Origin of the sequence: Cellulophaga tyrosinoxydans (assembly GCF_900176415.1) — a bacterium.
Taxonomy (GTDB): domain Bacteria; phylum Bacteroidota; class Bacteroidia; order Flavobacteriales; family Flavobacteriaceae; genus Cellulophaga; species Cellulophaga tyrosinoxydans.
This window is the reverse complement of record NZ_FWXO01000003.1, coordinates 309,290-328,491: the sequence shown is the minus strand read 5'-3', so window position 1 is coordinate 328,491 and position 19,202 is coordinate 309,290. Positions and strand designations below refer to the sequence as shown.

General features: G+C 32.4%; 15 protein-coding genes. 9 read left to right on the top strand and 6 right to left on the bottom strand.

Annotation, left to right across the window (positions count from 1 at the left end; all coding sequences use genetic code 11):
• The first annotated feature begins 228 nt into the window (after nucleotides 1-228).
• Genes B8963_RS11070 through B8963_RS11060 form a run of 3 tightly spaced genes read left to right on the top strand, consistent with a single transcriptional unit; the run spans nucleotide 229 to nucleotide 3,093 of the window.
• A complete protein-coding gene (locus B8963_RS11070) occupies nucleotides 229-1,311 on the top strand; it encodes a sensor histidine kinase (protein ID WP_084061580.1) in 1,083 nt (360 codons plus the stop codon).
• Between the two features lies 1 nt (nucleotide 1,312).
• On the top strand, nucleotides 1,313-2,365 hold the full coding sequence (locus tag B8963_RS11065; protein WP_084061579.1) for a sensor histidine kinase: 1,053 nt from the start codon (nucleotides 1,313-1,315) through the stop codon (nucleotides 2,363-2,365).
• Nucleotides 2,362-3,093 carry a LytR/AlgR family response regulator transcription factor gene (locus B8963_RS11060; protein ID WP_084061578.1) on the top strand — a complete coding sequence of 244 codons (732 nt, stop codon included), beginning with the start codon at nucleotides 2,362-2,364 and terminating at the stop codon, nucleotides 3,091-3,093. Before B8963_RS11065 ends, B8963_RS11060 begins: the two co-directional genes overlap by 4 nt.
• A gap of 44 nt (nucleotides 3,094-3,137) precedes the next feature.
• Here the strand turns inward: B8963_RS11060 and B8963_RS11055 are convergent, their stop codons facing one another.
• From B8963_RS11055 to B8963_RS11035, 5 genes are all read right to left on the bottom strand, one after another.
• Complete coding sequence (locus B8963_RS11055; protein WP_084061577.1) at nucleotides 3,138-4,154, bottom strand: transglutaminase domain-containing protein; 1,017 nt, start codon at nucleotides 4,152-4,154, stop codon at nucleotides 3,138-3,140.
• Entirely contained in the window at nucleotides 4,154-4,885 is a 732-nt protein-coding gene (locus B8963_RS11050; protein ID WP_084061576.1) for a carboxypeptidase-like regulatory domain-containing protein, read from the bottom strand. Before B8963_RS11050 ends, B8963_RS11055 begins: the two co-directional genes overlap by 1 nt.
• Before the next feature lie 266 nt (nucleotides 4,886-5,151).
• Nucleotides 5,152-11,226 carry an alpha-2-macroglobulin family protein gene (locus tag B8963_RS11045; protein ID WP_084061575.1) on the bottom strand — a complete coding sequence of 2,025 codons (6,075 nt, stop codon included), beginning with the start codon at nucleotides 11,224-11,226 and terminating at the stop codon, nucleotides 5,152-5,154.
• 128 nt (nucleotides 11,227-11,354) lie between these two features.
• Nucleotides 11,355-12,140, bottom strand: coding sequence for an SDR family oxidoreductase (locus B8963_RS11040; protein ID WP_084061574.1), 786 nt, complete (start codon nucleotides 12,138-12,140; stop codon nucleotides 11,355-11,357).
• A 10-nt stretch (nucleotides 12,141-12,150) separates the two neighbouring features.
• Entirely contained in the window at nucleotides 12,151-12,468 is a 318-nt protein-coding gene (locus B8963_RS11035; RefSeq protein ID WP_084061573.1) for a cupin domain-containing protein, read from the bottom strand.
• A gap of 97 nt (nucleotides 12,469-12,565) precedes the next feature.
• Here B8963_RS11035 and B8963_RS11030 point away from each other — a divergent pair, with 97 nt between their 5' ends.
• The gene (locus B8963_RS11030; protein WP_084061572.1) at nucleotides 12,566-13,927 is read left to right on the top strand and encodes a UDP-N-acetylmuramate--L-alanine ligase; all 1,362 of its coding nucleotides are present in this window, start codon (nucleotides 12,566-12,568) and stop codon (nucleotides 13,925-13,927) included.
• 1 nt (nucleotide 13,928) lies between these two features.
• On the opposite strand, the gene B8963_RS11025 is transcribed toward B8963_RS11030, so the two are convergent.
• Complete coding sequence (locus B8963_RS11025; protein ID WP_084061571.1) at nucleotides 13,929-14,372, bottom strand: DUF1569 domain-containing protein; 444 nt, start codon at nucleotides 14,370-14,372, stop codon at nucleotides 13,929-13,931.
• Between the two features lie 63 nt (nucleotides 14,373-14,435).
• Between B8963_RS11025 and radC the strand changes: the two genes are divergently transcribed.
• The 5 genes from radC (at nucleotide 14,436) to B8963_RS11000 (ending at nucleotide 19,195) form a co-directional block, all read left to right on the top strand.
• A complete protein-coding gene (gene radC / locus B8963_RS11020) occupies nucleotides 14,436-15,134 on the top strand; it encodes a RadC family protein (RefSeq protein WP_084061676.1) in 699 nt (232 codons plus the stop codon).
• Nucleotides 15,135-15,222: 88 nt separating this feature from the next.
• On the top strand, nucleotides 15,223-16,470 hold the full coding sequence (locus tag B8963_RS11015; protein ID WP_317043716.1) for a polysaccharide deacetylase family protein: 1,248 nt from the start codon (nucleotides 15,223-15,225) through the stop codon (nucleotides 16,468-16,470).
• A complete protein-coding gene (locus B8963_RS11010; protein WP_084061569.1) occupies nucleotides 16,463-17,152 on the top strand; it encodes a YjjG family noncanonical pyrimidine nucleotidase in 690 nt (229 codons plus the stop codon). Before B8963_RS11015 ends, B8963_RS11010 begins: the two co-directional genes overlap by 8 nt.
• 61 nt (nucleotides 17,153-17,213) lie before the next feature.
• On the top strand, nucleotides 17,214-17,756 hold the full coding sequence (locus tag B8963_RS11005; protein WP_084061568.1) for a hypothetical protein: 543 nt from the start codon (nucleotides 17,214-17,216) through the stop codon (nucleotides 17,754-17,756).
• Nucleotides 17,753-19,195, top strand: coding sequence for a DUF5723 family protein (locus B8963_RS11000; protein ID WP_084061567.1), 1,443 nt, complete (start codon nucleotides 17,753-17,755; stop codon nucleotides 19,193-19,195). Before B8963_RS11005 ends, B8963_RS11000 begins: the two co-directional genes overlap by 4 nt.
• Nucleotides 19,196-19,202 lie beyond the last annotated feature (7 nt).

The window sequence follows — 19,202 nt, the reverse complement described above, 5'->3', positions numbered from 1 at the left end:
CAACTAGCACAAATTTTAAATTAGTACAACCATGATTGCATTAGTAAAAATAATTTTAGAAATAATAATATCTTTGATAATTGCTTAATTAGTTCGTATTTAAATGAGTTTAAAATTTTTATAAAACTTCTCATTTAAATTTGTACAAGGAACAGTCTTTATTAAAGCATTTTTGTAACCAAAAAACAAGATATATATCTTAGTTAAGTACCATCCAATAGCTATATAATGCTTAAATTTTTATCGAAAAACTTATTTTGGGTATTGCAACTTTTAGGTTGGGGAGGATTATCATTTTTCTTTGCTTATGCTGCAAATTTAAGTGAAAAGCCAATAGGCTTATTCATATTAACTTTAGGTAATTTGGTTGTGTTTGTAGGCGTATCTTCTTTGTTGCGCTTGGTGTTAAAGAAATTTGTTCCATTACAAGGGTTTAATAGTTTTTCTGTACTAAAAATAGTTATAGCCATACTCATTACTACTTTAATTTTTCCAACAGTAGCCTATTATTTTGGGTATTTAATAGGTAAACTCACCAAGCTTTTATTTGACGATTCCTTTAATTTATTTAGTAAAAAACCTAAGGAAGCTACTGGATTCGGAAAATATTTAGTCTATTTTGTTATTGTTACTGGATGGACCATTTTTTACTACATTATTAAATTGTTACGGCAATCTAATGATGAGCGTTTAAACCGATTAAAACTTAAAGATCAAGTAAGACAGGCACAGCTAAATACTTTAAAGGGACATATAAATCCGCAATTTATTTTTAGTTCATTAAATAATATTAAAGGATTAATGTTGGAGGATGTTTCCAAATCTAGGGCTATGTTAACGACTCTTTCTGAAATGCTGCGATATTCACTCACTAAAAACAATATTAATGCTGTGGCTTTATCGGAAGAATTAGAAATAGCCAAAAACTACATAGCAATATTAGAAATAGAGGGTAGAGAGCGACTAAAAATGAATTTTGAAATTGCACCAGAAACATTACAATTGCAAATACCACCATTACTATTGACAAATTTAATAGAATTGGCTACAAGATTTGGCGTGCTGAATTCTAAAGAAGGAGGCGAAATATTTTTAGGTACTGAAATTAAAAATGACAGCTTGAGAATAGCACTTATACACAATGCTAAAGCCCTTATTAGCAAACCAAGACAAGTTTTGGAGAATACCTTAAAACAACGACTTAAGTTGCTTTATGGCGCAAATGCAAGTTTTATGGCCAATTATGAAATTGATAAAAATACCTTAACAGTGCTACTACCAATTAACCCAATAAAAAAGGCAATTGCATAATATGGATTTTCAAGATAAACATGCTAATTTATTATTTTGGTTGTTCCAGTTTGTGGGGTGGTCAATGATAAATGCTATGGTGTTTGTTATTCCTGAAATAAGTCAAGAATATAAATTATACTCGTTTTTTACCGCTACTATTTTTAGTATTATTATAACCGCTATATATAGACTTTATTTAAAAAAAATCATAGATTTTGAGCGATTTACTAATCAGCATTTTATTAAAATTCTGGTTGCTTTTATATTGTGTACTACGGTGTATTATTTTGTTTTCATGGGTTCAGATTTTTTGTACGCTAAAATTTGGAAACGCACACCAGGCGAAATAGCATTTTACAAGGAACATTTCTCATATATAACAAGTGTTATAAACAGTGCCATCACCATCTTAGGATGGACCGTGATTTATATTGCCGTAAAATTTATAATGAATGCCAATAAAAATAGATTGGATAATTTAGAATTAAGCGCCACATTAAAAGACGCGCAACTAAATACTTTAAAAGGGCAAGTTAATCCACATTTTATGTTTAATAGCCTTAATAATATTAGAGGTTTAATGTTGGAAGATGTAGATAAATCTAGTGAAATGATCACCAAACTATCTGAAATGTTGCAATATGCGCTATCTAAAAATACAGTAGATGCTATTGCCTTAAGTGAAGAAATAGAAATGGTGGACAACTATATTGCCTTATCTAAAATTCAAATGGAAGATAGATTACAATATGAAAAAGAAATTAGTGCAGGAACAGAAACTATTATGATTCCTCCAATGATTATTCAGTTATTGGTCGAGAACGCAGCAAAGCATGGTATATCAAACCTTAAAAGTGGTGGAATAATACGTTTAAAAACTATTATTGTAGCTAATGAACTTCAAATTATAGTCAGCAATACAGGCTCGTTACGTATCGATGAGAATTCTACCAAATTGGGGATAAAAAATATTAAGCAGCGATTGCGATTGCTCTACGGAGGCAAAGGCGAATTTTCATTGAACGAAGTTAATGAAGAAGTTGTAGCAACAATTAAAATACCACTGACATGAAAAAAATAAAAACAGTGATTGTTGAAGATTCTCGTTTGGCGAGAAATGAAATAAAAGAATTATTAAAACAGCATCCAGAGTTAGAATTGGTAGGTGAAGCCGAAAATGTTGATGATGGTTTTGAATTAATTAATAAGACCAAACCAGAGCTGCTTTTGCTCGATATTAACATGCCAGAGAAAGATGGGTTTGAACTTTTAGAAATGTTAGATGAAGTGCCAATTACTGTTTTTACCACAGCTTTTGATGAATACGCCATTAAGTCTTTCGAGTATAATGCCTTAGATTATTTATTGAAACCCATTAATGAAAAACGTTTTTCACAAGCCATTGAAAAGGTGAAAGAAAAAGTAACTATTTCTGGAGAAGAAACCGCAATTAAAACAGAGCAACTTACAGAAAGCAGTCAAATATTTATTAAAGACGGTGAAAAATGTTGGCTTGTGAAAATAGGTGATATTATACTTTTTGAAATTGTGGGGAACTACTCACGAGTATTTTTTCAAGATCAGCGCCCTATGTTGTATAAATCGTTAAATCAAGTTGAAGAAAAATTACCTGAGAAGAGCTTTTTTAGGGTAAACCGTCAACAGATAATCAATATGAATCACATTAAAAATGTCGTACCTTGGTTTAATGGTAAGTTAAAGTTAACCATGAATAATGGTGAAGAGGTTGAGGTTTCCAGAAGACAATCGTATATTTTTAAAGATCGTATGAGTTTGTAGATAGCATACATTCTGAGAACATTATTGTCATATTTACAAACATATTATTTGTTTCTTTTCACCTTTACTACATATGTAGCTATGATGTCTTCATTTATTCTTAAGTGCACATCATACAACCCTGTTTTTTCAAAGCTATAGGTTAAAGAGCAGGTTTTGTTATTTGTATTTGTTTCGATTTTCACCTCTTCTTTACTAGTTTTTGAATTCAAAGTAAGACTCAGATTTTCAAGAAATTCATTGTTCAGCATCTGTAAATTGAAAGTTAATGACTCATTTTTAGTAGTTGCCAAATACATGCATTCGGGATAAATTGGTGCCATATTCCAATTATATGCCTCTTTATATACCAAAGGACCACTTATAAATTCTGCAAAAGTTGGAGTGTTTTTAAGTAAGGACCATTTGCTTTGCAATGGATAGTGATTTTTGATAAATAATTCAGGAGCTCCTAAAAAATAACCATCATAGTATTCGCTTTTAAATTTAGGGATACCGTCATCTAGCAGAATTTTTCCAGCAGACCAAGTTGCATCGCATAAATACCAAATATTATTTAGCTTTACGGCGTTCCAAGAGTGATTTGGCTGGCTATCCTTGGATAAGGAAACGGTGGCTGTTCTACCATAACCATCAACAATTTCACATTCAATATTTGCCAAAATTGCCATTTCTCTTATTAAATAAGCATAACCAGTACAGGCAGTTTTTTTATTCGCTACAAGGTTTTTAAAAACTTCAGGAGTATAGTTGTAATTCCACTCAAGAAATGCGGCTCTATCTTTTGAAAATTTGGATCTATACTTTTTTGTTTTTACGTAAGAATTATAATCATTCTCAATATTAGTACTAACCCATGTATAAATAGCTCTGAATTTTTCAACATCGGTTGCCAAATGTGTAGTTAATTTATGGGTTAGTACCGGTAAATTTTTTAAACTTGCTCCTTTGTATTTCAAAGCAATGCTATCCGCCTTGTTAAAATTAATAGATTTAAAATCGCTTTGTTGTCCGTAACCTAAAAGGCTGCAACATATAAAAAGGAGGAGAAGATATTTCATTATTTAAAGATGGCAGCAAACCTTTGAAAAATGTTTTTTTTAGATTTAAAAGGTCCTTCAATAACTACTTCTCCCATTAATTCAATATCACTAGATTTAAATTGTATGGTTATGTCTTGTGTGTCTTTTTCACTAGTTACAATCTTATATTCTTTGGTGTCATAGCCAATATAGCTAAAAACCAAAACATTATTCGCTTCCAATGTTCTAGGAAATTCAAACTTACCATCCATATCTGTAGAGACCCCTTCTGCAGTGCCTTTGAGCACAATAGATACGCCAGGGAGAGGAATGTTTTCTTCATCTAAAACAGTGCCTGTTATCTTGTAGTTATTTTGTTGTTGCACTTCATTGATGTTAGCAATTGGTGTTGCAGTAATTTCAGTCTGAACATTAGAATTTATAGCTAATTCTTGTGCCTCTAGGCTTGAAATTGCACACAAGGATACTAATGAAAAACTCAGTGCTCCGATTCCTTTAGTAATAAAATTTTGCATCGTATTATAATTTTGTTGATCTGAAATGGTTCCTAGTTGTGATGTTTTAAATCTGCCGCAAGTAGTTGCGCTATTCTTAGATAAAAACTTTAAAATTTCAGTCTGCGACATGGTGGTAAAATCTATTACCTCTTTTTCACAAGAGGAACAAAATGCACCATTGTCTGTTGTACTAAAGTTAGTAAATTTCTCTGAACATGGTTTTTTAACGGTAATGCTAATGGAATTTTTCATAATACGTGGTTTTAAGATTATACCTTAAAGCTACATGTATAGTTTACCATTAAAAACCAAGAATTAGGGAACAGCCCTTTTTATTGAGGGAACTTTACTTTTATAATTTAAAGTGTTATGTAAAACGCCTTTGGTAGTATAAAGAATTACACAATTTTTAATTATTGTGGTAAAACAGGATGTTAGTTTATCTGTTATTGCGACATGGAATGATGCAAAAAAATATCGAGAACCATTAGATTCTAGAATGGTTCTCGATAGAATTATTATTCTCTCACTTTAACCCGAATTCCTTCACTATGGCTGGTAAATTCTGGAGCATACATGCTTTGAATTGTGGTGATTCCGTTACTGAAATCACCTGCATTATTCACCCTTAAATCATACTCAAATACGTAAACACCTTTTGGTAGATAATCAAAGAAAAAGTTTGTACTAGCATCTTTGGTGCTTTCGTAATAGCTTAAACCATCTTGCCATTTATATTGCGAGAAAACGTTGATAGGTTCAAACCCTGCAGCACGCATATCTTTCATGTGAATAAATTCCATATCGCGATCTGATCGTAATTCAATACGAACTCGAACTAAATCGCCAACTTTTAAATGCGTAGTATTCGTTATTTCTGATATTTGCTCACCGGTGGAAGTGTTCTTTTTAAGGAAAAGTTTTTTCTTTAATTTTAAAGGAGTTTCGGCAGCAGTTATTTTGTCTAAATCTTCAAAATACTGCCAGTATAATGCACCCCAAGCAATGCCTTCACCTTTTTTGCTTATTTGAACGTCACCCATCTTCGGAGTTATTTCGTTGGTATTCCATGAAGTTTTATAATAACCTGTACCAGCTTCAATTTTTACATTCTCTAGTTTTTTAGGGGCTATTTTTTCTCCACCAATAAGCACATCAACAGCATCGGTTACGGACAACCAACTACGCCCTTGAAGCAATAATGCGTAAACAGCTTCTGTGGTAGCTTTGGTGGTTTTCCATTGATTGGTTTGTTTGTTTTTTAACAACCAAATTTTAAGATTATCTATGGTTTCAACCTTTTGTTGAATTTCAGAAAAAGCCTCAATTAATAAAGCTTGAGTTTCAATAGGTGCTTGATACCAATACCATGAACTCGTATTCTCTTTCCAATACATTCCCAATTCTTCACTAGTAATGCTATTTTCTTCTAACGATTTTAAAATCTTGTTAGCTGTTTTAGCATCGTCCATTCTATGCATAATCAAGGCTAACATACCTTTGCTATATAAATTTCTAGCATTCCAATATTTCTGAATCTGGCCTTTGTAGTATGCAGTTATATCATTAACTTTTTTAGATTTTTTTATGGATGGGAAAAAGCTACGCATATATAAGTAATGCACTTGAGTGTAACTTAATTGATCATTATTTATGTTTTTAGTATGCTTTTTCATGTATTCATATTCCGATACAAAAGCATCATCTAAATAAGAGATTGCATTTTCAATCATTTGATTTTGGCTTTGATTTTGCTCACCCACTAATTGCGCTTTTTGCGGAGCGGTTGTAAGTTTATTCAAATGCCCTAATCCAGTAACAATATGCTGGGTAATATATCTGTTTTCTCTGCCGCCAGCAAACCAAGACCATGCCCCGTTAGATAGCTGGTTTTGCTGTAATATATTTAAAGCAGCTTCTTGCTCACTTTTCATTTTATTCAAATTAAAAAGCAGCGCAATTCGCTTTTTTTGTTCTGTTTCTGATTGTGCATCACGTAACCAAGGTGTTTCTTGAATTAATAAGGATTTTAACTCTTGGTTTTTTTCAAGATTGCTTAATAATGCATCAGAATTTGCCCATTGTTTAAACACTTCTTGGATTTTAGGATTGCTATTTGCAATGTAGCTTGCCAATGTATTAGCATAGTACCTAGAGAAGGTTTGTTCATTACACTCGTATGGATATTCCATTAAATAGGGGAGTGCTTGCACAGCATACCAAGCTGGGTTAGACGTTATTTCTAAGGTTAGTTTATGATTGCTAAGTGTTTTAGAGCTATTGTTTTTTAATTTGTCAAGAGAGAATGTTTTAGTCTGATTGCTTCGAACCCACATTGGTAGTGATTCTGTTACCAACATTCTGTTAGTTAAAACAGGCCAAAAGTTTTGTTCTCCATCACTAAAACTTCCAGCTTTAGCTAAAATTTGATACTGTACTGCTTGTAGTCCTTTTGGAATGTTAAGTGTCCAAGAAACTTGTGTATTGCCCGTAGCATCTACAGTAAATTCTTTCTGAATCTGAGAAGTTATAGTTGCTGTGATATCTTCATTCGTTAGACCATCTGTTAACACTAATTTTGCTTGTCCAGACAAACGTTTATCTGTTAAGTTAGCAATTTTACTACTTACAACTATAGCATCACCTTCACGTAAAAATCTAGGCACATTAGGCAAAACCATCAACTCTTTTTGAGTGACCGTTGTATAGGTTGTAGTTGCGCTTTCAAGTGTTTTTGTATGGGCTAAAAGCTGTAATTTCCATTGAGTTAATGCCTCTGGTGTTGTAAAGCTGAACGAAACGTTTCCTTCTTTATCGGTATGTAAATCTGGAAAGAAAAAGGCTGTTTCCTGTAAGTTTTTACGAATTTGTACCTCGCTAAAATCAGCTTCTTTTGATGTATCCTTTGGTTTATTCAAAATAGAATCACTTTTCTCTTTTTTCAATTCAGGAGCAGGTGCGCCAGAAGCGAAAGCGAAATCAGCATCATCGGCAGCGACTTCCATTACCGCTTCTGCTTCAACGGACATTATTACGCCAGACATTTTCCGTGTTGCATAGCGATAATTTTCATAACCAAAATTAAATCCAAACCAATTGAAGGAATCGAAATACTGTGGTGTATAGCTATATCCATTATTAAAATGCATATAATTGTTAAACGAAATAATTCCAAAACTTTGATTGGCATTGCTATAGCGGTTGGAATAGTAGGTAGGCTTATATAGCGGACTAAAATTCCAGTGATGCCCTTGAAAAGCATCTAAAGAAGCATCATACATACTAGCCAATAGTTCTGCAGCTACTTTATCGCCTTTAGGCCCTTTTATTTTAAATGACCAGGTTTCATCTGTTCCAGGTTGTAATTTATCTCTAAAGGTTAGGGTTTCAATCTGTAAATCTGTAACTGGGTAAGGCACCGATAGTTGAACAGAACCTGAAGCAAAAGAATTGTATGCGGCATAGCTATAATTTACAGCAAAACCTCCTAAATCTTCTTTGTTCACAGGGATGGTAATTGTTTTTGAATCATTAGATAAACGAATTATTTGAGTGTCAATAATCTTATGATTCTTTTCAATGGTTACTGTAACATTCAAATCTTGGCCTGCAGATTTAAATACTACTTTTGCTTTATCACCAATAGCATAACTAGTTTTATCTGTTTGAATACTAAAGAGCTGATTATCGGCTAAGCTTTTATCCAAATCGCTAAATAAATTTGTTTGTGCTCTGTCTTGCACTAGCTGGCCAAATTTATCTTCCGCTGCCAATTCTATAGTATAGGCGCCGGATTCCCATTTTTTCATGTCTGGAAATGAAATAACATCCTCTTTTTTTGTGTCGAAATTCGACTCCCAAACCAGTTTTCCTTTTTCCCATGTATTTACATCATGCTCACTTCCATAAGCATCATGTGGAAAAAGAGCTTTGAATTTTTCCTTACCAAAACTATCATAATCTGGAGCAGTCCAAGGTCGTGGTCTTAAAACCAATGTTGGTGCTACCAATTTATAAATTTTTATTGTCCCTTGGGTGGGAACAAACTGTCCGTTTAAGTTGGTTGTGCTAATGTGCAATTTATTTTCATTCGCATCTTTATTAATCAATTCTGATGCCGAAATATTTGCGTTTAAAGTATGGTAACCTACATTTACTGTGGTAGTTGTGCTATGCGTTTCACCATTAATATCGGTTATATCGGCGGAAACTTCATAACTAAAAGTTGGAAGGTCTTTCGCCGAAGTTTTGGTATCAGGAATAGCATTAAATGTTACTTGAAAATTTCCAGCATCATCCGTAGTAGTTTCGCCAAAAGTTATTTCTTGTGGAGTACTGTTAAAATAAGATCTGTACCAGTAGTACCATCTTGGAAAATAAACCACACGTTTTACGCGGTAACTAACTTTGGCATCAGAAATAGCACTACCTGCGTATGCAATAGCTTTTCCGCTTACGGTAATGGTGTCATTTACTCTAAACGTTTCTGTAATAGGGGTAAAATTAGCTTCGAATTTGGGTCTTTTATATTCTTCGACTGAAAAATAGGTGGTGCCGTTTATAGCAACTTGTTTAGATTTTACTTGTAAGCTAAATCCTCCTGTTAGTCCATTAGAAGGAAGCATGAATTCTCCAGAAAAAGAACCGTATTCATTGGTTTTTAAGCGCTGTGAGCTAACTTCTTGGTAATTGGCATCGAATAATTGCACTTCAACTTCCGTATTAGGTAATACATTGCTATTATTTTCTTGTTTAGAAATGGCAATACCTTTAAAATAAAGCGGTTGCCCAGGTCTGTAAATACTTCGATCCGTAAATAGAAAACAAGAATAACTTATGTTATTTTTTTGTTGATTATAAGATGAATAATCTCTATTGATGTAAAACTCACCAAAAAAAGCTACTTCGTTATTCGCTTTAACTTCAGCCGTAATGTCAGTCCAGTTTTTTGTTGATTTCTGAATGATAACTTGCCCATTTTTGTCTGTAGCAAAGGTTTTATTTAAATAATTATTGTCGTAATCAATTCTGTAATTAAGATTTACTTTAGCATCAGAAATTGGCTTACCATTATTTCTATCGATTACTTGAAAAGTGTGTGTTTCATTTGTCTGAGTTTCTGTTAGCACTAGGTTGGTAACCTGAATAGGGCTAAAAGAAAACGAATTTTCGTTTAAAAGATCTGGTTGTGCAACCAATAAATAATAACCATTATTTAATTCTGGAAGAAGAATTTCTGTGGTATGGCTTTGATAATCATTTTCATTTTTTAAAGTAGCATTCCATTTTTTTGCAACCTTCAATTTTTTTATAAAATCCAATTTTTTATCGGCTGGATATAATTTTTGAAGTTCTGTAAACTGATTTTTACTTAAGTGGAATGCGGTGATACTAATATTTTCTATGTTTTTGTAAGTTACTAATAAACGAGACGGAGCATTGGTAGGTATATAATGTTCATTGGTGAGGTCAACACTTTTGGCTAAAATTGAAGCCTTTAGAACCTTGCACTTTTCAGCGCCATCGCTCTTAGGGAAAGCACTAATTATTTTATCGCATAATTCGATAGCTTCTTTTTGCTTCCAACGATATTCTTCATTTGATTTTGGTTGGTAGCTATTGCCTAATTCATGATATAATTGTGCAATTTCGTATTGATAAAGCCCCCAATTTTTATTTTCTTTTATACTCGCTGCAGAATTACTTAATATGTTTTGATAAAACTCATTTTTATTGTCAAAAGTGGCATTGTTTTTAATAAACTGTAATCGTTCAATATCTACCGTAACATAAGCATCGGAAGCTTTATTTATGCTGTGAAATTTTAATAAATCTTGATAGACCTTTATCGCTTTTGCTTGTAAGGAAGTTTTGTCATTGGTGCTAATTTTTTGATTTATAAATTGATACCCTTCGCATAAAATTTCGGGTGAATCTATTTCAAACTTATCTGCCGGTCTTGTAATACTGTTTTCATCAGTCTTATAAAAATTAAGTGCTGTATTGGCAAGTAAATCAAACAATGTAGGTCTGTAATTTGAGGAGCCTTTTTGCGTGTTCAGAATTTCGTAATAGTCAGAAACCGGTGTTTTTTGTAATACTGTATTGTTCTGTAAAGAAGCGTCAAAATGGGTGCTAATCTCGTAAAAAAGTGTATTTAGATCCCAAGTTCTAAAATCTGTAGCATCTACTTTTACATCTGTATCAGTTCTATTGTAAAATTGATATCTATTTTGTTGGTAATACTGCCAATATAAATTAGCCAAGTAGCTCTCTAGTAAATTTTTGGTTGGCGATGTAGTATTGGCGATTTCTGTTTTAAAATCAGAAATAATTTTTAATTGCGCATCTTCTTCTAGTGTTAACGCATATTTAGAAATAAACAATAAGGATTTTACTATTTGCGGACTGTTTTTTTCTTTTTTCGCTTTTTCAGATATAGTTTCAGCAACTCCTAAAGCAGATTTTGTGAGTCCCTCGTTTTCATATTTCTGAATCTTTTTCCATAATGTTTCATACGATTCATTGTTTTGTTGGGCATTTGCCATTTGCGAGAAAAATATAATGAATATCAATACAGTTGTTGTTTTCATAATCTTTTGTTTGTTGGGCAAATATGCCACATGGTAAATTTAAGCACAATAGTAATTGAGTAAAACCCTGTTTACAGTGAGTAAAGGTTATTAAATCGTAAACAAATAATATGCCACTAAAACTTGGTTTACATAGATTTTAACAAACCACCATCAATAGGTATTGCTGTGCCCGTAATATATGCAGCGTTATCAGACGCTAAAAACGTTACGAGATATCCATACTCTTCTGGTTTGCCAATGCGCTGTAAAGATACCTTAGCTTCCATTTGGTTGCGTACTTCATCAACGGAAATATGTAATTGTTTGGCTTTAGCTTCATTTAAATTTGTAATGCGATTGGTATCAAAATAACCTGTTAAAATATTATTTACCGTAATTTGATGTGGGCCAACATCAGCAGCTAAAGATTTCCCCCAGGTAACCACAGCTGCCCGAATAGTATTAGAAAGAGCTAAATAGGAGAGAGGTTCTTTTACCGAAACAGAGGCAACATTTATAACGCGTCCCCATTTGTTTTTTATCATGTTTTTTAAGGCAAGATCCGTTGTTAAAACAGTGGTCTTAAACAATAAATCAAATGCACTCTGATAATCATCAATATTTTTTTCAAGCGAATTCCCTGCGCTTGGTCCTTGCGTATTGTTTACGAGAATATCAATGGTGTTAATTTTAAAAAAATGTTGAACTTTATCTTTGTAATCGTTAAAATTGGTATAGTCTACAACTAAATATTGATGTTTTTGTCCTGCTGAGGTAGGTAAAGCAGCTACAATTTTTTTTAATTTGTCCTCATTTCGAGAAACAAGTGTAACACTTGCTCCACTATTTGCTAATTGCAAGGCTATCGCCTTTCCAATTCCGTCGCTACTACCACCAACTAATGCTTTTTTACCCTTTAAAGAAATATTCATAATGGCTATTTTATTTGTATTCTTCTCTAGTAGGACTAAAAACATCCATTAATTTACAATTAGTGATAGCCTTACCACTATGCGGAATATAAGATCCTATAACCACTAATTCGCCAGGTTCATAAATCTTAGTTTTTCCATTTAAAGTAAATTCAAATTTCCCTTCTAAAACCTGCATTACTTGTTCGTTTACATGAGAATGTTCTGGAACAATAGCGCCTTTTTCTACCTCCCAAAATGCTAAACTCATAGTATTGGTATGGATAAGTTTGCCATGATAGCCTGGCATTATTTCTTTTGAGGGAATTTCTGATAGTTTAAGATTCATTTGTTTTTTTTCTCTAAGATAAAAATAAAGAATGATACTTTTTCAAGTTTGAAAATAGCTATACCAATTGCTATCTTTACGCCATAATTTACTTTTCATGAAAATACATTTTATTGCTATCGGAGGAAGTGCTATGCATAATTTAGCTCTGGCGCTAAACCATAAAGGATATAAAATAACCGGGAGTGATGATGTTATTTTTGAACCTTCTAAAACAAGATTAGCCGAGAAAAACTTGCTACCTGTAGAATTTGGATGGTTTCCGGAGAAAATCTCCTCGGATTTAGATGCAGTTATATTGGGAATGCATGCAAAAGCTGATAATCCAGAACTTTTAAAAGCACAAGAATTAGGATTGGAAATTTATTCTTATCCTGAATTTTTATATGAACAGTCCAAAGATAAAACAAGAGTTGTAATTGGTGGTAGTCATGGAAAAACTACAATTACATCAATGATATTACATGTGCTTAATTACCATGGACGTGATGTGGATTATATGGTTGGTGCGCAATTAGACGGATTTGATAGAATGGTGCATTTAACAACAGATAACGATTTTATAGTGTTAGAGGGTGATGAGTATTTGTCTTCCCCGATTGATAGAAGACCAAAATTTCATTTATATAAACCAAATATTGCACTTTTAAGTGGTATTGCCTGGGATCATATAAATGTATTCCCCACTTTTGAAAACTATGTAGAACAATTTCAAATTTTTGTTGATGGCATTGTAAAAGGTGGTAGTATTACGTACAATGAAGAAGATGAAAATGTACGAAAGGTAGTGGAAGCTTCTGAAAATGCCATTCGTAAATTACCATATCATACACCAGAATATACGGTTGAAAATGGAGTTACACTTTTAGAAACTCCAGAAGGTCCTATGCCAATAGAGGTTTTTGGCAAACACAATCTAAGTAATTTGGCAGGTGCTAAATGGATCTGTCAAAATATGGGAGTTGATGAAGACGATTTTTATGAAGCTATAGCTACATTTAAAGGTGCTTCTAAACGCTTAGAGAAAATTGCAAATGGTAAAACCTGTGTTGCATATAAAGATTTTGCACATTCCCCAAGTAAAGTGGCTGCAACAACTAAAGCAGTAAAAGAACAATTTCCTGATCGTAAATTAATAGCTTTTCTAGAATTACATACCTATAGCAGTTTTAATCCTGAATTTTTAAAAGAATATAAAGGCGCTTTAGATGCGGCTGATATTCCTGTTGTGTTTTATTTGCCAGAATCGGTGGCTATTAAAAAATTAGCCCCTGTAAGCGAAAGTCAAATTTCAGAGGCATTTGAGCGAAATGATTTAACAATTGTTACCGATGCAAATACTTTTAAAGATTTGGTTTACCAACAAGATTATAATAATTCTGTGGTGCTTTTTATGAGTTCTGGTAATTACGGAGGTTTAGATTTAAATGCTTTAAAAATACATTTAGAAAATTATTAGGCTATACACCAAATTGTCTTAAATGATGGTCTAAATGTTTGTATTCCATTTGGCCCCATTGTTCTTTTGTAAAATTTCCAAAAGCTGGATGCGGGTTCCAATGATCCCTAGATTTAGTTTCATGAGCTTCTAAAGTAAGTTGGCGTAAGAGTTTTACTTCATCGTTAAAATTTTTTGGTTCTCTTGCTTTTAATTGCGGAGCTGTGGGTAAATTTTTTCGCCAAGGTTTGTCGTTATACATAGATTTTTTAAAAAACAATTTCGCCAATAGGCTACCTTTTTTAGTACTAGGCTTATTGTCTACAGCTATTTTTAAAGGATATTGGCAATGCCAAGCCATTTGTCCAACTGTCATTTTACCCCATTTTCTTTCAGAATTTTCTTGGAGTTTGTCTATACGGGAAATGAGTTCGTTTTTAATGCTTTCGTCAAATATGCTTTTCATATTGGTGTGTTTTAAATCTACTTGAAAATTACAATAAAAAAATTAGTTCCTTATCTTTATCAAATGCCAGAAAATTCAACTTCTTTTTCCATTAAAAACTGGGCAGATGATGATAAGCCTAGAGAAAAACTAATTCTAAAAGGGCGATCTGTATTATCAGATGCAGAACTAATTGCGATATTGATAGGATCCGGAAGCAGAGATGAAAGCGCAGTAGAACTCTCAAAAAGAATTCTTGCGTCAGTAAACAATAATCTAAATGATTTAGGAAAATTATCAGTTAAAAAATTAATGCAATTTAAAGGTATTGGAGAAGCCAAAGCCGTTACTATTGCTGCTGCCTTAGAAATTGGACGACGTAGAAGAGGAGAAGATGCAGAAAAAATCACGAAAATAACAAGTAGTAAAAGCGTTTTTGAATTGTTACAACCTTCCATGGGAGAATTACCACACGAAGAGTTCTGGGTAGTTTTCTTAAATAATTCTAATAAAGTTCTGCATTGTTCGCAACAGAGTAAGGGTAGCATTACCGGTACTTTGGTAGATGTGCGATTAATTATGAAAGAAGCATTAGAAATAGGAGCGGTGGCCATAATTCTTGCGCATAACCATCCATCTGGCACGCTTAAACCTAGCGCGGCAGATAAACAAATTACACTGAAAATAAAAAATGCAGCAGAAGGATTAGATATAAAAGTTTTGGATCATTTGATCATCACTCAGACAGAATATTTTAGCTTTGCAGATGAAAATATAATGTAGCCTAATATGTTATGTTTTATTATAATGATATTTAAAATGTATGCTTCTAATATATACCCATAAGATAACGCCAAGGTTTAGTTTCGTAATGAAGCAGATTTTTGAGCGAATATTGGGGATAAATGTTCAGTTTACAGCGAAAGTAGAAGATTTTATAAAGCATTCTGGCGCCAAGATTACGTATACTAAATTACCACTTCAGAACGAGTTTTTTGTAAGAAGTAATGACCTACTTTTTGAGCAAGGAATTAATGATATTCAAATAAAAGTTCATGATTGGGATGGAGTGCCTTGTTTTTTTAATGCTGGAGAACGCAGTACAATTCCTTTTGATATTTTCTCCGCCAGCTTTTATTTATTGAGTAGGTATGAAGAGTATTTACCACATGTAAAAGATATTCATGATAGGTTTCCTCCTTTGGAGAGTTTAGCCTATAAAAACAATTTTTTGCAGTTGCCAGTAGTAGATATTTGGGCAAATAAATTATTAATTAAACTCAAAGAGCGCTTTCCTGATTTAAAATCAAGGGATAATAAGTATACCTATAATTCTATTATAGATGTTACAACATCTCATTGTTATGCACATAGAGGTATAGTTCGGAGTTTTGCCGGATTTATTTTAGATATAACCTCGTTAAAATTTAAAAGAGTTCTACAGCGTATAGCTGTTTGGTTTAATCCTGAAAAAGATCCATATAATAATTTTTCTTGGTTAATAGATTGTCATAAAAAATATAATATCACAAGTCTATTCTTTTTTCAATTTGCTGATTACTCTACGTTTGATAAGAATGTATCAACAAATAATAATCGATTTCAGTTTCTAATAAAGTCCATTTCAGATTATAGCATTGTATCTCTATGTGCATCCTATAGTTCTTTTCATAATACAGATTTGCTTAAAAAAGAAAAAAAGAGTTTGTCTAATGTTATTAATAGACCAATTAATTATTCGCGATTACGCTATAATAGGGTAGATATTCCGTTAACATATAGAAATTTAGTAGAAGCTGAATTTACAGACGATTACACCATGGGATATACACATGAAATGGGATTTAGAGCTAGTACTAGCTTCCCGTTTTATTTTTATGATATTAATTTAGAAGTACAGCAGCCTATAAAAATACACCCTTTTGCTGTGCATGATTATGCATTGAGTAAACTTAAGAGTATTGAGGAAATTAATGCAAAATTGGATTTTGTGTATGGACAAATTAAAAATGTAAATGGCAAATTTAATACCGTTTTTTCCAACGAATTATTAGGCGAACAAGGTGTTGTCGACTGGAAACAACTTTATGAAAATGTTTTAAGAAAATACCATGTATAATAAAATAGTAACCGATGTTTTTTTTGATTTAGACCATACACTTTGGGATTTTGAAAAAAACTCTGCCCTTACCTTTGAAAAAATACTTTCAGAGAATCAAGTAACGGTGGACTTGGATGATTTTCTGAAAGTTTATGTCCCTAATAATTTAATATTTTGGCGATTATTTAGAGAAGATAAAATTTCTAAGATAGATCTAAGATACCAGCGTTTAAAAGTAACATTCGATAGTTTAGGAATAAATGTCAGTGATGCGGTTATTAACCATTTATCCGAAGAATATATAGCTAATTTGTCAAGCTTTAATCATCTATTTCCTAATGCTATGGAAGTGCTAAAATATTTAAAACCCAAATACCAATTACATATAATTACTAATGGGTTTCAAGAGGTTCAAGATAGGAAAATTAGAAATTCCAATATAGATAGCTTTTTTACCCATGTAATAAATTCTGAAATGGCAGGAGTTAAAAAACCGAATCCTGTAATTTTTGAATTAGCATTGAATAAAGCAAACACAATTCCTGAAAAATCTTTAATGATTGGAGATAGTTTAGAGGCAGATATTCTAGGCGCTAAAGCATTAGGTTTTCATGTACTACATTTTAATGCGCATAATGAAGAAAGGCATAATATTTGTGATATAATTACAGAATTAGATGAAATAAAATCTTATTTATAGCGTTTTAATAAGAACTCTATTTTGATAAGAGTTTGACACACTAAGAGTTGAATTATTTACAATGAAAAATTCCCCTAATCTTTTTTACTTTTTTTGGTTGCTTACTATTCTGGCTTGCTCCGATGCTCAGAATTTCGATCAAGCTAAAGATTTAGAAGTCATCACAGAGGCAACAGGTCCTATGGTTTATTTAGAGACCACAGAAGATTTGATAAATACAACCGGAGGAGTATCTCAGAACATAGATTTTAATGGATTTAATGTAGATTTATTTGCTGATAGAGTAATATCTGGATCCATAATTTTTCAATTAGAAAATAGCACTAGTAAACAACTAGATATTAGAATAGATTTTTTAGATGAAGGCGGCAATACTCTAGATTTTGAATTGTTTTCTTTGAATCCGGCTCCGCCAACAGTAATTTCGGATTACGAGGTATTCTATGGACCACCATCTGGGAAAAGTATCGATATATTAAAAAACACTTCAAGTTTTCAAATAAGTATCCTTAATAATAGCGGCAATACAAGTGTTTCATCTTTGCCTGATCCTAAACTCATTTTTAGATCAAGTGCTAGTTTTAAGCTAAGAGTTTTAGAATGAGATTAAGATATTTTTTATTATGCATTTTAATGCTAGGAGCTACTATGAGTCAAAGTCAGAACAAGCAATTGTTGTATGATTTTAATGAAGTGCCACAGGCCTTGTTGCTGAACCCAGGTATGACCACTAATTTTAAATGGTATACAGGTGTTCCGGTTTTATCAGGCGTATCTTTTCAAGCAGGTAATAGCGGATTTGTTTCTAACGATTTATTTGCTAATGATGGAATTGATTTCAATACTAAATTCCGAGATAAAATAATCAACGGAATGGACTATAAAGATGAATTAAGTGGAACCTATCAAATTGAACTTATTAACGTAGGGTACAGAAGTAAAAAAAATGATAGAGTTTTTTATTCTTTTGGTGCATATAATGAAGGAGATGCTATTGGTTATTATTTTCAAGACTATGCTTTATTGGCCTATGTAGGAAATACAAATGAATTAAATAAAAAGTACGATTTAAGTCATTTGAAAACCCGAGGGGAAATTTTAAATGTATATCATTTTGGAATAAACAAACAAGTTTCTAATCAACTTTCAGTTGGGTTTAGAGGTAAAGTGTATTCTAGTTTTCTAAATTTTAATTCAACAAATAATAAAGGATATTTTGTAACTACTGAAGGAGATCGTAATTTACTTAACGCTACTTTAGATGCAGATATTGAAATTAGAACATCAGGTGTTTTTGAACTTAAAGATGCCATAGATGACCAATCCAATGGATCAAGTGTACCAGGTATTTTAACTAAAAGGGCATTATTTGGCGGTAATTTGGGTCTTGGTTTAGATTTAGGATTTACCTACAACCTTGACGATAGAACCGTATTAACTGCAAGTGTTTTAGATGTTGGTTTTATTTATCATAGTAAAGATGTTAGAACATACTCACTTAAAGGATCAGCAAGTACAGAAGGCCTAGAAGTAATCTTGCCAGAAGACATAATTAATGGTACAGGTCAATGGCGTACTTTTGTTGATGATTTAAAGGCATTGGTTCCTTATGAAGTGGAGAGTAAAAACTTTGTGACTTTTCGTTCCACAAAGTTATATGCCTCTTTGCGCAGAGATTTTGGTAAGCAAATAGGTTCACTGAAAGATTGTTATTGTACAAGTAGTGTAGGTGGAAATTCTAATGGAAGTATTTTCAAAAATAGCTATGGAGCACAATTATACGCAATTAATCGTCCTCGCGGACCTCAAGTAGCCTTAACTGCTTTTTATCAACATCGTTTGGGAAATTTCATGTCGCTTAAATCTACTTATACAATTGATAAGTATTCTTTTGCCAATTTAGGGCTAGGCGCCAGTATTCAGGCAGGACCTGTAAATATGTATTTAATGACGGATAATTTAATTGGATACACTAATCTTGCTAATAGTAAGTATGCATCATTTCAGTTTGGAATAAATATTATATCTTGGGGTAAGAATTAATAAATTA